The sequence below is a fragment of the Akkermansia muciniphila genome (assembly GCF_018709685.1).
Lineage (GTDB): Bacteria > Verrucomicrobiota > Verrucomicrobiia > Verrucomicrobiales > Akkermansiaceae > Akkermansia > Akkermansia muciniphila_E.
The window spans coordinates 128546-143430 of record NZ_JABDHQ010000008.1 but is presented as its reverse complement, the minus strand read 5'-3'; the positions used below and the strand labels follow the sequence as shown (position 1 = coordinate 143430).

Annotated in this window: 13 protein-coding genes; 7 read left to right on the top strand and 6 right to left on the bottom strand. The window is 60.8% G+C overall.

The genetic code is table 11. The annotated features are described in order from the left end of the window. Positions 1 to 226: 226 nt before the first annotated feature. From HHJ06_RS11965 to HHJ06_RS07190, 4 genes are all read left to right on the top strand, one after another. A complete protein-coding gene (locus tag HHJ06_RS11965) occupies positions 227 to 313 on the top strand; it encodes a PEP-CTERM sorting domain-containing protein (protein WP_215428676.1) in 87 nt (28 codons plus the stop codon). Between the two features lie 104 nt (positions 314 to 417). Then, on the top strand, positions 418 to 1983 hold the full coding sequence (locus tag HHJ06_RS07200; protein WP_215428673.1) for a sialate O-acetylesterase: 1566 nt from the start codon (positions 418 to 420) through the stop codon (positions 1981 to 1983). Between the two features lie 288 nt (positions 1984 to 2271). Continuing rightward, a complete protein-coding gene (gene nrdR / locus HHJ06_RS07195; RefSeq protein WP_012419886.1) occupies positions 2272 to 2763 on the top strand; it encodes a transcriptional regulator NrdR in 492 nt (163 codons plus the stop codon). Positions 2764 to 2772: 9 nt separating this feature from the next. Further along, the gene (locus HHJ06_RS07190) at positions 2773 to 3300 is read left to right on the top strand and encodes a hypothetical protein (RefSeq protein WP_215428672.1); all 528 of its coding nucleotides are present in this window, start codon (positions 2773 to 2775) and stop codon (positions 3298 to 3300) included. Positions 3301 to 3309: 9 nt separating this feature from the next. On the opposite strand, the gene HHJ06_RS07185 is transcribed toward HHJ06_RS07190, so the two are convergent. After that, on the bottom strand, positions 3310 to 4164 hold the full coding sequence (locus HHJ06_RS07185; protein ID WP_215428671.1) for a nitroreductase family protein: 855 nt from the start codon (positions 4162 to 4164) through the stop codon (positions 3310 to 3312). A 99-nt stretch (positions 4165 to 4263) separates the two neighbouring features. On the opposite strand from HHJ06_RS07185, the gene HHJ06_RS07180 reads away from it, so the two are divergent. Continuing rightward, positions 4264 to 4596: a winged helix-turn-helix transcriptional regulator gene (locus HHJ06_RS07180; protein ID WP_215428670.1), complete on the top strand. Its 333-nt coding sequence runs from the start codon at positions 4264 to 4266 to the stop codon at positions 4594 to 4596. 6 nt (positions 4597 to 4602) lie between these two features. On the opposite strand, the gene HHJ06_RS07175 is transcribed toward HHJ06_RS07180, so the two are convergent. Together HHJ06_RS07175 and argH are read right to left on the bottom strand one after the other, a co-directional pair. After that, the gene (locus HHJ06_RS07175; RefSeq protein WP_215428669.1) at positions 4603 to 6282 is read right to left on the bottom strand and encodes a SulP family inorganic anion transporter; all 1680 of its coding nucleotides are present in this window, start codon (positions 6280 to 6282) and stop codon (positions 4603 to 4605) included. 134 nt (positions 6283 to 6416) lie between these two features. Beyond that, the gene (gene argH, locus HHJ06_RS07170) at positions 6417 to 7784 is read right to left on the bottom strand and encodes an argininosuccinate lyase (RefSeq protein ID WP_251841454.1); all 1368 of its coding nucleotides are present in this window, start codon (positions 7782 to 7784) and stop codon (positions 6417 to 6419) included. 195 nt (positions 7785 to 7979) lie between these two features. Here argH and HHJ06_RS07165 point away from each other — a divergent pair, with 195 nt between their 5' ends. Next, a complete protein-coding gene (locus HHJ06_RS07165) occupies positions 7980 to 8669 on the top strand; it encodes an SWIM zinc finger family protein (RefSeq protein ID WP_215428667.1) in 690 nt (229 codons plus the stop codon). Between the two features lie 17 nt (positions 8670 to 8686). Here HHJ06_RS07165 and HHJ06_RS07160 read toward each other — a convergent pair whose 3' ends face one another. The 3 genes from HHJ06_RS07160 to HHJ06_RS07150 all read right to left on the bottom strand — a co-directional run bounded on the left by HHJ06_RS07160 (position 8687) and on the right by HHJ06_RS07150 (position 12622). Beyond that, complete coding sequence (locus HHJ06_RS07160) at positions 8687 to 10177, bottom strand: hypothetical protein (RefSeq protein WP_215428666.1); 1491 nt, start codon at positions 10175 to 10177, stop codon at positions 8687 to 8689. Positions 10178 to 10344: 167 nt separating this feature from the next. Next, the gene (gene eno / locus HHJ06_RS07155) at positions 10345 to 11634 is read right to left on the bottom strand and encodes a phosphopyruvate hydratase (RefSeq protein WP_215428665.1); all 1290 of its coding nucleotides are present in this window, start codon (positions 11632 to 11634) and stop codon (positions 10345 to 10347) included. 154 nt (positions 11635 to 11788) lie between these two features. Continuing rightward, entirely contained in the window at positions 11789 to 12622 is an 834-nt protein-coding gene (locus HHJ06_RS07150) for a deoxyribonuclease IV (protein WP_215428664.1), read from the bottom strand. Between the two features lie 136 nt (positions 12623 to 12758). Here HHJ06_RS07150 and HHJ06_RS07145 point away from each other — a divergent pair, with 136 nt between their 5' ends. Then, on the top strand, positions 12759 to 14876 hold the full coding sequence (locus tag HHJ06_RS07145; protein WP_215428663.1) for an alpha-L-fucosidase: 2118 nt from the start codon (positions 12759 to 12761) through the stop codon (positions 14874 to 14876). Positions 14877 to 14885: the final 9 nt, after the last annotated feature.

The window sequence follows — 14885 nt, the reverse complement described above, 5'->3', positions numbered from 1 at the left end:
CTTGAGCGGGTTCGGTCCGGACCTGCTGGGCGATTACGATTTCTTCTCCTTCACGTTCAGTGAGGGGAACAGCACCGCCCCTTTAATCTGGCGGACCTGGCAGTCACGGCCGTCAACGGCGATCAAACCTACACGGGCTATGCCGACACCCAGGACGGGGCCATAACGCTGTATTTCGGCAATCCGGAGGCATGCACCGGCAGCCTATACCGTTGCGAAGACGGATATGATGCTCAGTGTGCCGGAGCCCTCCACGGCGACGCTCAGCCTGCTGTCCCTGGCAGTTCTCGCCTTCCGCCGCCGCAGGAACTGAACTGGTCTTTTTTCACCACCCGCCTTCTTATGTCCATGGCCGGCAGTTGACGATTGAAAGGAAAATTCCGGCAGTTATAATTGCCATAAGCAATTTTAACCCGGATGAGATTTTTCCTGCCCTTCCTGTTCCTGTGCCTTGCTTCGGCATGTTCCGCAAAAGAGCTGAAGATTTTTTTGCTGACGGGCCAATCCAATTCCCTGGGAGCAGTGAAGGGCAGTCCCGCTTCTCCGGAGCTGTTGAAGAAGTATGAACCGGGGAAGACGCTGTACTGGCATGAAAACTTCGGCCAGAGGGAAGGGGTGTTCCCCGGCGCTTCCACGTCCTGGGAACAGGTCCGGCCCGCGATGCCGCGCTATAACGGCAGCATGTGCATGGGCCCGGAGTACGGGTTTGCCTTTACGTTGGAAAAGAACGGCTGGTTCAGGGATGCGGACGTGGCCATTGTGAAAGCCTCCCGTGACGGAGGGGACAATTCCCATTGGCAAAGGAACGGACAGGCTTACAAGGCGCTGGTGCAGGCCGTTAAGAATGCCTGCGCCGCCGTGGACAAATCCAGGCACTCCCGGGTGGAGTTTGCCGGATTGCTGTACTTGCAGGGGGAAAGCAACGGCGGAGGCTCCGTTCCGGAGAGCGCCTCCCGTTTTATGGAACTTCTGGGCAATCTGGCGGCAGACCTGAAACCGTATGGGGATACGTCCGCCCTGGCCGCGCAAAAAGCCGTCATTGGAGAGAATGCCAACTGGAGCAGCAAAAATGAGAATGATCCGGAGACGGGCAATGTCACCGGGGGGCTGGAAGGGCGTGATACGGAGGTCCAGGGAAAAACCACCCACCGGCTCATGAAGGAGCTGGCCTCTTCGCGGCCGTCCCTGGGGTATGTCCCTACCCGTGATCTTCCCAAGCTGACCGCCGGGGACAACATGGGGGTGCATTACAGCGGCAAATCCCAGATCAGCATAGGCGCGCGCTTTGCCTATGAAGCGGCCCGGCTGGCCGGGAAGGATGCCGGTTCCGTCCGCAGCGGCCGTTATGAAGTTCCCTTGGGTTCTCCGGACGCCTGGATGAACCGGAAAATACCGGGCACGAACGTGTGCGTCTGGAACGTGGCTTCTTCCGTAAAGCCCAGCCTGGTATCGGGCGTGGTGAAGTTGTTCGGCATCCGTGTGGAGGATACCGCCGTTGATACCGTGGTTATTCAGAGTGCGGGCGCTTCCGGGGACCGTCTGGTGCTGGGGCCGGGCGGCATCCGCCTGGCGGAAGGGAAGAATTTGCTGCTCAGGACTAATGTACAGCTCGCGGGCCGCCAGTCCTGGCATATTCCGGGCGGCTCCGCCGTGGTGATTGAGCCCTTGGCGCCTGCCGGCGGCCTGGACGGGAAAATTCTTCCCGTCCGTTTGTCCGGGCAGGCGGATATCCGGATACTCCGCGCGGAAGGCGCCCCGGAAGAGGCGGGAATGGCCCGCGTCGTGTTAAAGCGGGTGCAGGCCGCCTCCCTGAAATGCTCCTGGACGTTGTCCGGAAAGGTGGAAATGTCCCTGGACGAGATGAAGGGGCAGGCTCTGAATCCGGGCAGGATACTCGTCAAGGACGGCGCCGTTTTGAATCTGAATGGCGTTAAACTGCCCGCGGGCAGCATCGTCAACCAGGGCGGCACGGTGAATCCGTAACGGACAGGCGTGAAGAAGCCTCGTGCGGTCCTTCTCCCCGGCAGCTCTTTTCCGTCCCGGAGGGAGGAAAATGCGTCTTCATGACGGGGCCGGAGAGTCTACGGGGCGCCGCTTATTCACAATTCCGGCATGGCGGGGAATCCGTGCAGCAGCGCGGACGGCGCTGTTTCAACCCCCTGTTTATTCACAGGAAGCCGTGTTCCGAAAAAGCTGATCATGAAGGCCTCTGTACCATATTTGGCGTACTTTTTCCTTTATGGATGCGTTATGTAGTAGTATGGTCGTGCCATGAGATGCGTTCAGTGCGGTCATTTGGAGGACAAGGTCATTGACTCCCGTATGTCCAAGGACGGGACGACCATCCGCCGCCGCCGCGTCTGCCTGCGGTGCGATTACCGCTACACGACTTATGAGCAGATTGAGCGCACGGAACTGCGCGTGGTGAAGAGGGACAACCTGCGGGAAGCCCTGAACCGCGAGAAGATTTTGCGCGGGCTGGTGAAGGCCTGTGAAAAACGGCCCGTGAGCATGGACCGCCTGGACCGCGCCGTGGAAGAAATCATTTCCGAATTGCACCGCGACCATCTGCGTGAAGTCCCCTCCAGCGAGATCGGCAAGAAGGTGATTGAAAAACTGTACGCCATTGATCCCGTGGCCTACATCCGCTATGTGTCCGTGTACCGCCAGTTCTCCAATGTGGAGGAATTCATTCAGGAGATCACGCAGATGCGCCACCAGACGCTGATTGACCCCCTCCAGCGCAAGCTTCCCATCCTTTAAGTTCCTTTTATGATCGGCTTCAGAAACAACAGACCGCTGCTCAAGCTTGGTGATTGCCTGATCGCCGGGTATGGGGACCAGTGGCTGGCTGATGCCCTGGAACATGCCGCCCGGCGGGCTGGAACCACCCTGCCGTTCAAGGAGGACCTGATCGCCTCCGTCCGGTATTATCTGGAACATGAGTGTGATTTGTCCGTGATGGGGGTTTCCGAACTGTACGCCCGCCTGCGCCGCATGCTTAAGGAGGTGGGCCTGGAGCACCTGGCCAGGGAGCTGAAGGAGGAAACCCCTCCCATGACGGTCAGTGTGGCGGACATCGCCCGCAGCGTGCCGTTCTGGCTGTTTTTTGCCTGTGAGCTGAAAAAACAGGTGGAGGAATTGCAGGGGCACGGCATTACCAAATACTGTTTTACCGGAAGGAAGGAATGCGTGATGGCCCTCCAGGGAAGGAAGCGGTGGGACCGTTCCTGCCAGACCCTGCTGGAAGACCTGGATTTTCTCCTTTCCCGCTATGAGGAGCAGGAAAGGAACCATTGACCGGAAAGCCTACCGGAACCTGATTTCACGCCGCTTGCGTTCCGGCATGCGCTTGAGCTGTATGGTTGGCGTGCCAAGGACAAGGGCCTGGTGCACCGCGTGGCCTTCCGGCAGGTGCAGGGAGCGGAGAAGAGGCTTGTACCTGAATGCCCTGCATCCCAGAACCAGGCCGCCCATGTAGCAGCTTCCCAGCCCCTGCGCCGTCAGGGCCAGCATGATGTTCTGGGAGAGGACCGTGGCGTCTTCCCGCGCGGTTTGTGACGCCGGGCCGGTCAGCAGGAGCAGTGCCGGGGCTCCGTACAGAACAGGGTCTTCCCCCCGCTCCGCCGCCTGCCTGCGCAGGGGCTGCGTGGCGCTTTCAGAGAGTACGGCTTCGTAGTCCTGCGGGGCCATGAAGAACCGGGCCAGGAAACGCGTGACGGGAAAATTGGCCAGCCTTTCCAGTTTGCCGTACATGCGCAGGAGGGCTTTTCTGACGCCGGAAAGGGTTTCCGGGTTTTCCACGGCCGTCAGGGTGATGCTTTGGGCGTTCAGACCGGACTGGGAGTATTCCGCCACGCGGCGCAGGCTGTCCCAGACTTCCCGGCTGACGGGAGTTGGCTTGAAATGCCGCACGCTCCTGGTTTTCATGAGCAGGTTCAGCACTTCCGTTTCACCCGGAATGGGGCCGATGGGCGCCGTGTTTTTTACCCTGGCGTGGGTGATGGCCTGCCGCGGGCAGACGGCTACGCAATGACCGCAGTCAATGCAGTGCTGTTCCGCCGCTCCCTCCAGGGAATCGAAGCCGCAGAAGCGGGTGAGGAAGCAGGCCTGTTCACATAAATGGCAATGGATGCACTTGTCCCGGTCAATGGTCAATTTCATGGCTGTGTGTATTGGAATTCCCGCCAGCATAGGAGGACAGGGAGTTTTTGACAAGTAGGCACTATTTTGTAATATAGTATCAAAAAAGATACTGTAACCATGAAAAAGCCTTCCTCTTCTTACCGTTGCCCCTGCGGCGTCACGCTCTCCCTGATTGGCGGAAAGTACAAGATTGTGATTCTCTGGCACCTTTACCAGAAGGCCCCCGTGCGGTTCAACGAGCTGCACCGGCTGATTCCGGAAGCTACCACCAAGATGTTCACCCAGCAGCTCCGGGAGCTGGAAGCGGACGGGCTGGTGGAGCGCAAGGCGTACCCCGTCATTCCTCCCAGGGTGGAGTATTCCCTGACCGCTTTCGGCAGGAGCGTCCTGCCCGTGCTGGAAGCCATGAATGAATGGGGCGCGTCCTACCTGGCCGGACGCGGGGAATAGCCGCCCTTACAGGTGCTTTGGCGCGGGACCGTGGATGATCTTGCGGGCGCGGCGCAGGGCGGCATCAATATTCTCGCAGATATTATAGCGCTTCAGCTCCCGGTAAAAGGGCGCGTGGCGGATGACGTCCAGGGGCTGTGGCTGCACGCCGCAGACCAGCAGGGTGGAGCCGTGCTCCCGGCACTGGTGGCAGAAGTCGGAAAGGACGTTCAGCCCGGTGGCGTCCAGCGCGGGAACCAGGCGCATGCGCAGAATGACCACCTTGGTGTCATGCTCCAGCGTTTCCAGCACCTGGTCCTTGAACTGTTCCACGGCGCCGAAGAAGAAGGGGCCTTTCACGTCAAAAACTTCCACGCCTTCCGGAATGTCCAGCTTGGCGGCGGAGCGGCCTTCGTCGTCTTCTTCGTCATTGTCCAGCAGTTCGTTCTTGATGGCGGAGACGTCGCTGATCTGGGCCATGCGGCCCATGAAGAGCAGGGCGGCCAGCACCACGCCCACCTCCACGGCTACGACCAGGTCCACAAAAACGGTCAGCAGGAACGTGATTACCAGCACCGCCGCATCCTGCCGCGGTCCTTTAAGCAGGCGGCTGAACGTGTGAATTTCACTCATGTTGTAGCATACCACCGTCAGGATGCCCGCCAGCACGGCCAGGGGAATCTGCTGCGCGTACTGGGCAAAGGCCATCAGAATGGCCAGGAGGGTCAGCGCGTGAATCATGCCGGAAACCGGGCTTTTGGCCCCCGCCTTGATGTTGGTGGCGGTGCGGGCGATGGCTCCCGTGGCCGGAATGCCGCCGAACAGGGCGGACCCGATGTTGCCGATGCCCTGGGCGATGAGCTCCATATTGGGCTTGTGGCGTCCTCCGGTCATGCCGTCCGCCACGGAGGCGCTCAGCAGGGATTCAATGGCCGCCAGAAGGGCGATGGTGAAGGCCGGAGCCGTCAGCGCCCCCAGATTGTGCCACTCGATGTGGGGCAGAGAGGGGAGGGGGAGGGTGTTCGGCAGGCTGCCGAAGGCCTGGCCGATGGTCGTAACGGGCAGGGAGAAGACCACGGAAACGGCTGTCATGCCCAGCATGCCCACCAGCATGGCCGGCACTTTGGGCCAGAAGCGGCGGCTCAGCAGGGTGATGGCCACGGTTCCCGCGGCCAGTCCCAGCGCCGCCCAGTTGATGGTGTGGAAATAATTAAAGTAGCACGCCCATTTTTCAATAAAGTCGCCGGGGATTTTTTCCGTAATGGTGAGGCCGAAAATGTCCTTGATCTGCGTGGAAAAAATCACCACGGCAATGCCGGAGGTGAATCCCGTGGTGACGGGGAACGGAATGAAGCGGATGAGCGCCCCCATGCGGCAGAAACCCAAAATGATGAGGAAGAGGCCCGCCATCAGCGTGCACACCAGCAGTCCGGACACGTGGTACTGTTCCAGCACGCCCATAATGATGATGACGAAAGCGCCGGTGGGGCCGCCTATCTGGTACTTGCTTCCGCTGAACAGGGAAATGAGGAACCCGGCCACGATGGCGGTGACGAGGCCCTGGGTAGGGGAGAGCCCGCATGCAATCGCAAAGGCCATCGCCAGCGGGATGGCTACCACGCCTACGGTCAGCCCTGCGAAGAGGTCCGCCAGAAAGGTTTGCTTGGTATAGGTCTTGAGAGAGGAAAGGAGAGCAGGTTTGAACATGGCTGCCGGAGGGTGGCCGGCCACGGTGTAACGCCGCAGCCGGGGGGATGGAGGCGTCCCCTGTCCTGCGCACGGAGGCGCGCCGCGGAGACGGACGGCGGGCTCTCCGTTCCGTCCGCCCTCCGCAGGCAGTGTTATTTGGAAAGAATGTCTTCCCAGCTGGCGATGCGGCGGCGGGTATTCCCGGAATTGGGAGCCCCGGGGTTGGTACGCTGGGCGAACGCTTTTGTCAATTCAAATACGTCCCGCGCGTCTGTTCCGTACGCGTCTGAAATGGAGGCGAACTGTTCGTCGCTCAACTGGTTGAGGGGCGTGCCCGTGGAAATGCTCATGGCGACGGCCTTTCCGACCAGTTCGTGGGCCTTGCGGAAGGGAACGCCGCGGCGCACCAGGTAGTCCGCCAGGTCCGTAGCCAGCAGCATGGGATCGGAAGCCGCTTCCAGGGCGCGCGCCGTGTTGACCGTCATGGCGGCGATCATCTCCGCGTTGACGTCCAGGGCCAGCTTGATCGTGTCAATGGAATCAAACAGGGGTTCCTTGTCTTCCTGAAGGTCGCGGTTGTAGGTCAGGGGGAGGCCCTTGACTGCCACCATCACGGCGGTGAGGTTGCCGTACAGGCGCCCCGTCTTGCCGCGGGTCAGTTCCGCCACGTCCGGATTCTTTTTCTGGGGCATCAGGGAGGAGCCCGTGGTGTGGGCGTCGGAAAGGGTTGCAAAGCCGAATTCCGCCGTGCACCACAGGATGACGTCCTCGCTCATGCGGGAAAGGTGGGCGCCGATCACGGCCAGGTCAAACAGGGTCTCCATGATGTAGTCCCGGTCCGCAATCGCATCCATGGAATTCTCCGTTACGGCGTCAAAACCCAGTTCCGCGGCAATTCCGCAGCGGTCCAGGCAGATGGTGGAACCGGCAATGGCGCCGGAACCCAGCGGAGAAACGTTCAGGCGCCTGCGGCAGTCCGCAAGGCGGTCCGCATCCCGGTCCAGCATTTCCACGTAAGCCAGCAGATGGTGGCCCATCGTGACGGGCTGGGCGCGCTGGAGGTGGGTATAGCCCGGCATCATGGCGTCCGCGTACTCCTTGGCCTTCATGACCAGCGCGCGCTGTAAATGGCGCACTTTTTCCAGGATTTCATCAATCTCCGCGCGGCAGTAGAGCCGCGTGTCCGTGGCCACCTGGTCATTGCGGGAGCGCGCCGTATGCAGCTTGGCCCCCGGAGCGCCGATGCGCCGGGTCAGCTCGCTTTCAATGTTCATGTGCACGTCTTCCAGCTCCCGGCTCCACGTGAAGTTCCCGGCCTCAATATCCTTCAGGATGTCCTGAAGCCCGGCTTCAATGGCGTTGAATTCCTCCTGCGTGAGCAGGCCTGCCTTGAGCTGTGCCCGCGCATGGGCGATGGATCCGGCAATGTCCTGGCGGAAAAGCCTCCAGTCGTAGGAGACGGATTCGCCGTAGCGTTGAACCAGATCAGCGGTGGGTTTAGAAAATCTGCCTTTCCACATGACCCACATGTTGTGCCCCAGGAGCTTCCGTTTTAAAAGCCTGAAATGGGTAATGGAGGCAGATTCCGCAGAACCGGAAAAAGAATCCGTGTGCCGGAGAAAACCGGAATGGAGCCGGAAGAACAAGAGAAACGGCGCATGGCTGCCTTTTCCCTGTAGCGGAGAGGGTGCATATGTTACCGTTATTCCGTGTGCATGGATGATGACAAGCCTCTCAAACGGGAGGATTTGCGGAAACGCGCGGAGGCCAGGGCGGCGGAGCTGGCCGCGGAAGGGATGGAACTGCATCCCGTAACGGCTTCCGGGCGCAATCTGGCCAAGAAGTTCTGGGGAAAGGAGTGGATGAAGAGCCTGGGCGCGTGCGAAGTGTACGGCATGCGGCTGGCTCCGGGGCGTACGTATTTGCGTTATGGCTGTGTTCTGGACGTGAAAGCGGCTCCCGGACGCATGGACGCCCTGGTGATGGGAGAGCATTTGTATGAAGTGCGCGTGGAAGCGGAACCGCCGGATGAAGAGGCGCTGGCGCGGCTCCGCGGGCGGTGCGCCGGGCATGTCGGCTCCTGGATTGACCTGCTGAAAGGAAATGTGTCTCCGGAGCTGATGGAAATCCTGTGCAGCCCGGAGGGGGGGCTGTTTCCCAGGCCGGAAGAGTGGCATTTTTCCTGCTCGTGCCCGGATTGGGCGGATTTATGCAAGCATGCGGCGGCAGTGTTATACGCCTTTGGCGTGATGCTGGACGAACAACCTGAGCTGCTGTTCACGCTGCGCGGCATGGAGGCCTCCGCCCTGATTCCGTCTGCTCCGGTTTCCTCTCCCGAAGGGGAGGATTCCCTGGGAGGGGATTCCGGCTCCCTTTCGGACATCTTCGGCATCAGGCTGGATTGACTCCAGCTTCCGTGTGGTCACGGCTCCGGTACGGATTTGAACAGCCATGCGGGCAGGGGGTGCCCGTCCTTTTTTCTGAATTGGCGGCAGGTGGGTTCCCCCGGATGGTCAAGCATGCCTCCCTCCTGGTCCTGCCGGTGCTCCCGCATGATGGCTGTGCGGGTGGAGAAGGTGCCCGTTTTTTCCGCCACGCACGCCAGGGATGGCAGGGCCGTCCATGCCAGGTAAAGAGCCAGCACGGTCCGGAACCGCGGGCTCCCTTTGCGGAAGGCGTGAAGGAACAGCAGGGAGAGGAAGGGGTAGAGAACCGCGGGGGCTTTGAACAGGAGTTCATTGTTCATGATGCCCGTGCGGAAAAAAAGACTACATGCCATCATTCCCAGGGTGATGTAATACCACGATAGTTTCCGGCACGCCGGAAAGAGCAGGGCCCCCGGCAGCAGGATGCCCAGAGCCAGGGCAGGCAGGAAGCTGGCGTATTTGACGGAGTCCGGGTAAAGCAGGAGCTGGCGCTGCCCATAGTGGTAGATTTCCGCATACGGCCCGGCAAATAGGCAGGAGAACTGCCCTCCTCCGTCCAGATGAGCGTAAAAGACGGCCATGACCATGGTGAACAGGACGGCTGTCCAGAAAACCGGGTGGAGAAGCAGGACCCTTAACCGGAGGAGGAGTTCTTTCCACGCCGGACAGCGGCGGAGAAGGGTTTCTTCCACCATGTACGGCAGGAACAGAAGAGCGCCCAGCGGGGAGGACGGCAGCAGGAGCGCGCCCATGAAATAATATCCGGCGGCAGGCAGGGAGCGGGTCAGAATAAGCACGGCGCACAGCAGGACCGGAACCGCATGGTTGAATGTGTTGAAGATTTGCGCGGGAATGCCGATGAACAGGACCATCTGTGCATGGTATTCCGGAAAGAGGGAGGAGAGGGGCATTCCCAGGCAGTCCAGCGCAGGGGCCGGAGACCCCAGGCAGAAGAGAATCAGCGCCCACCAGGCTGTCTTGCGGACGCCCCAGCGCGCGGCTGCCGCCAGCAGAGCCAGTTCCAGCCCCAGGAAGGTCCACAGGGCCAGCAGCCAGGGGGACCATGGCGCCGGGGAGAAGGTGGCGGCCAGAGCCGGAGGCAGCCAATGGCCCAGATAATAGATGAAATGGCCGCCGTCCGGCATGAGCAGGGGCCACGGGCCAGCCGTGAGCTGCTCATAAACGGCGTTGCGGACTGCAAAGTCCGCGTGCTGCTGGCAGTGGCCCGTAAAGCCGCACAGCAGTACCAGCAGCAGGCATGCCATGGTGAGCCCGGCCAGCGCGGCCAGCCCGCGGCCCGTCAGCGGGAGCCGGTGCGCCGGGAGTTTCCGGGCGCATGCGTACAGTCCGTACGCCAGCCCGGCGCATAGCGGCGCGGAGAAAGCCGGATGCAGCCATCCCCACAGGAAGAGGCCCGCGGGAAGCGCCAGATACGCCAGCCCCGCACACAGTAAGGGACGTGTGGGCAGGGAAGGGCTGAAGGACATGGCGGGGAACTGGACTGGGCTTTTTAACAAAACGGAATCTGAAAACCCAGCATTGCATATTTTGTCCCAAAGAAAAGGTTGCAGTTGCCCCGGAGAATGAAAAATCCCCGGCCGCCGGGAGGCGGCGCGGGGATTGGGATTACTTTAACCAGTTCCGGCAAAGGGGATTAGAACAGGCCGAATCCGTTGCCGTAACGGGCGGATTCTCCCAGCTCCTCTTCAATCCTGAGGAGGCGGTTGTATTTGGCCATGCGGTCGGAACGGCTCAGGGAGCCGGTCTTGATCTGGCCGGCGTTGGTTCCCACGGCAATGTCCGCAATGGTGGCGTCTTCCGTTTCTCCGGAACGGTGGGAAATGACCGCGGTGTAGCGGTTGCCCATGGCCAGTTCCACGGCGTCCAGCGTTTCCGTGAGGGAACCGATCTGGTTCACCTTCACCAGAATGGAGTTGGCGACGCCAAGATGGATGCCTTTCCTGAGGAATTCCACGTTGGTGACAAAGAGGTCGTCCCCGACGAGCTGGGTGCTTCCGCCCAGTTTTTCCGTCAGGGTTTTCCAGCCGTCCCAGTCGTTTTCCGCACAGCCGTCTTCAATGGAAACGATGGGGTACTTTTTCTTCAGTTCCACGTAATAATCCGTCAGTTCTTCGGCGGTCCTGCGGCTGCCGTCGGATTTCTTGAAGACGTACAGGCCGGATTCCGCATCGTAAAATTCGGAGGAAGCCACATCCAGGGCGATGGAAATGTCCTCCCCGAAACGGTAGCCGGCCTTGTCTACGGCCTGCGCGATGCAGTCCAGGGCGTCTTCCGCGGAATTCAGCCTGGGGGCAAAGCCGCCCTCGTCTCCCACGGCGGTGGAAAGGCCGCGCGCGTGCAGAACGGATTTCAGCGCATGGAAGACTTCCGCTCCGTAGCGCAGCGCTTCCCGGAAGGTGGGGGCTCCGGCGGGGACGATCATGAATTCCTGAAAATCGATGGGCGCGTCGGAATGGGCGCCGCCGTTGATGATGTTCATCATTGGAACGGGCAGAACCTTGGCGTTCGGGCCGCCCAGGTAACGGTACAGGGGCTGCCGGAGCTGGGCCGCCGCCGCTTTCGCCAGGGCCAGGGAAACGCCCAGAACGGCGTTGGCGCCCAGTTTGGCCTTGTTGAAGGTTCCGTCCAGGGAGCGCATCAGCGCATCCGCCGTGGTTTGTTCCGTCGCTTCCAGGCCAATCAGGGCCGGAGCGATGATATTGCGGATATTGTCCACGGCCTTCGTGACGCCTTTGCCCTGGTACCGGGTCATGTCGCCATCCCGGAGTTCCCAGGCCTCATGTTCTCCGGTGGAAGCTCCGCTGGGGACGCCTGCCGTGCCTACGGCTCCGCCTTCCAGGTAAACGTCCGCTTCAATGGTGGGGTTGCCGCGTGAATCCAGGATTTCACGCCCTATTATTTTTGCGATGCGCATTTCTTTCATAAAACCGGGAGAGTGTCCGCCGTGAAAGGCGGATATTGGAATTAGTTTAAACTAATTTACGGGCCTTGTGTATCCCGTATCCGGCGCGCATGCAAGCTTTTTCTCCATCGCGGGCACCCCGGCTGGTCCGGGAAGTTCCTGCCGGGAACTGCGCTCAGCCGCGGTAATGCTCTTTCAGCCAGGCTATTTCCTCGCCGTGTCCGGCGTCGTCCCGTGGCGTTTCCAGGAAGAAGGGCAGTTCCCGCAAGGCGGGATGGTTGATGATGTTGATGAAGGCCTGCTCTCCCAGGCTCCCCTTGCCGATGGTTTCATGGCGGTCCTTGAAGGAGGAGAACGGCGTCATGCTGTCGTTCAGGTGGATGGCATGCAGGCGTTCCAGGCCCAGCACGGAATCAAACTGTTCCAGCACGGCGTCCAGGCTGTTGACGATGTCGTACCCGGCGGAGTAAACGTGGCAGGTGTCCAGGCAGACGCCCAGCTTGTCCTTCAGTTCCACCTGCTCCATGATGGCGGCCAGTTCTTCAAAGGTCCTGCCGACTTCGCTTCCCTTGCCGGACATGGTTTCCAGCAGGACGGTGGTTGTCAGTTCCGGCGTGAGCACGCCGTTCAGTTGTTCCGCTACCAGTTCAATGCCGCGTTCCGCTCCCTGTCCCAGGTGGCAGCCGGGATGAAAGTTGTAGAGGTTGCCCGGCAGATGCTCCATGAGCGCCAGGTCTTCCTGAAGCACCTGGGCGGCGAAGCGGGTGACGTTGGGGTCTGCGGAGCAGGGATTCAGCGTGTAGGGGGCGTGCGCCAGCAGGGTGCCGAAGCTGTTGTCCCCGGCCAGTTTGAGGAAACGGGCAATATCCTGACCGTCAATGGCCTTGGCCTTGCTTCCGCGGGGATTGCGCGTAAAGAACTGGAAGGTGTTGGCGCCAATGGAGAGGGCTACCTTGCCCATGGCTTCGTAACCTTTTGCGGAGGAGAGGTGGCATCCGAGATATAACATGGCGGTGGTTGCTGAATGGATCAAAAGTTTAGCATGCCGTGCGGGAGAAGAGAGGACAAAAGACGGTGCATGACTTTATCGGAAAGAATAAATACGGCGGAAACGTAGATGATGCGGAACCGCATTAAGTATTTTTATGAAGAGATTAAGCCAATTAACTCCAGCGGCGGCGCTGGGGGCTTTCCTGTTTGCCGCATGTTTTCCGGAGGCCGCGGCAAAGGACGCCCTGGCTCCGCTAGCGCCCGTTCCATCCGCGGGGCAGCTGGCCTGGCATGACATGGAGATGTACGCCTTCGTGCATTTCACGATCAACACGTTTACCGGGAAGGAATGGGGCTATGGCGACGAAAAGCCGGAGCTGTTCAACCCTTCCGATTTTGATGCGGACGACCTAGTCAAAACGCTGGCGGACGCCGGGCTGAAGGGCGTGGTGCTGACCTGCAAGCACCATGACGGGTTCTGCCTGTGGCCCACCCGGACCACCAGGCACAGCGTCGCCTCCTCTCCCTGGAAGCAGGGAAAGGGCGACGTGGTGAAGGATGTTTCCCGGGCATGTAAAAAATACGGACTTAAGTTCGGCATTTACCTGTCTCCCTGGGACCGCAACGCTTCCTCCTACGGCACGCCGGAATACATCAGGATGTACCGCGAGCAGTTGAAGGAGCTGTCCACAGGTTACGGCCCCCTTTTCCTGGCCTGGTTTGACGGAGCAAACGGAGGTGACGGCTATTACGGCGGCGCACGGGAGAAGCGCTCCATTGACAGGAGCACCTATTACCAGTGGAAGACAACGTGGGGGGAATTGAAGAAACGCCAGCCGCGTGCCGTCGTTTTTTCCGATGTGGGGCCGGACCTCCGCTGGGTGGGGAATGAAAGCGGCTATGCGGGCTACCCCTGCTGGGCCACGTACACGCCCGTTCCCCTCCAGGCGGGTACGGAACCGGCTCCCGGAACCGTCCGCTACCAGCTGGGAACGGAAGGCACGGTGGACGGGAAGTACTGGATTCCGGCGGAAGTGGACGTTTCCATCCGCCCGGGCTGGTTTTGGCATGAACATGAGAATTCCCGGGTGAGGACGCCTGAAAACCTGTTGAATTTGTATTTCAACAGTGTGGGAAGGGGCGCCAACCTGAATTTGAATGTGCCTCCGGACCGCCGGGGGAGAATTCATGAAGAGGATAAAAAGTCCCTGGCCGGGTTCCGTGCCCTGCTGGATGAACTGTATTCACGCAATTTCGCTTCCGGAGCGCGGGCGCAAGCTTCCTCCGCCATCAAGGGCTACGGAGCCAAATGGGTTCTGGACCGGAAACGGACCACGTACTGGGCGGCAGGCCCGGAGGACGCCCAGCCCTCCGTTACGCTGAAACTGCCGGAAATGTCCGCGTTTGACGTTATCCGCCTTGCGGAACCGGTACAGCTTGGGCAGCGGATACGCAAGTTCAGCGTGGACGTGCGTGAAAACGGCCGGTTTGTCAAGTGGGTGGAAGGTTCCAGCGTGGGCGCGCGGGTCATCCTGAAAGGGAAGCCCGTGACGACGGATGAGGTGCGCGTGGTTGTGGAGGATTCCAAGGCCGTTCCGGCCCTAAGCGAAGTTTCCCTGTGGAAGTATCCGGTTCTCCTCCACGCCCCGGAAATCAAGGGAGACCGGGACGGGCAGGTGACGCTGTCGGCTGCCGCCGGAACCGTAACCCGGTACACGACGGACGGCAGCGATCCAAGCCCGGATTCCCCCGTTTATGAGAAGCCCTTCATGCTGCCCTCCGGAGGAACGGTAAAGGCGGTGAGCGAATACCGCGGCAAGGTTTCCTCCGTGGCGGCCAGCGTCATTCCGGTGCCTGTGCGGGATTGGAAAGTACTGGCCGGGGAGAGGAAGGCCTCTGCGCCGGAACTGGCTTTTGACGGGGACCCCGCTACCCTGTGGCATACGCATGCTGCCCAGGGGGAATTGCCGCCGCCCCAGGCGCTGGACATTGACATGGGCCGTGAGGTGAACGCGGCCGCGGTGATCTACACGCCCCGCAGGGATTCAGCCAGGGGAACGATTGACCAGTATGCCGTTTACCTCAGCCGGGACGGAAAGGACTGGGGCGTTCCCGTGGCGGAAGGGGAGTTTTCCAACATCCGGGCCAATCCCGTTCCGCAGCGGATTGATTTGAAGGCCCCCGTCAGGGCGCGCTACCTGCGCTTTGTGGGCAAGCGGGTGCTGGAAGGCAGCCATGTGGCGGTGGCCGAGCTGGGCGTGGTGGAGAAATAAGCCGTTCCG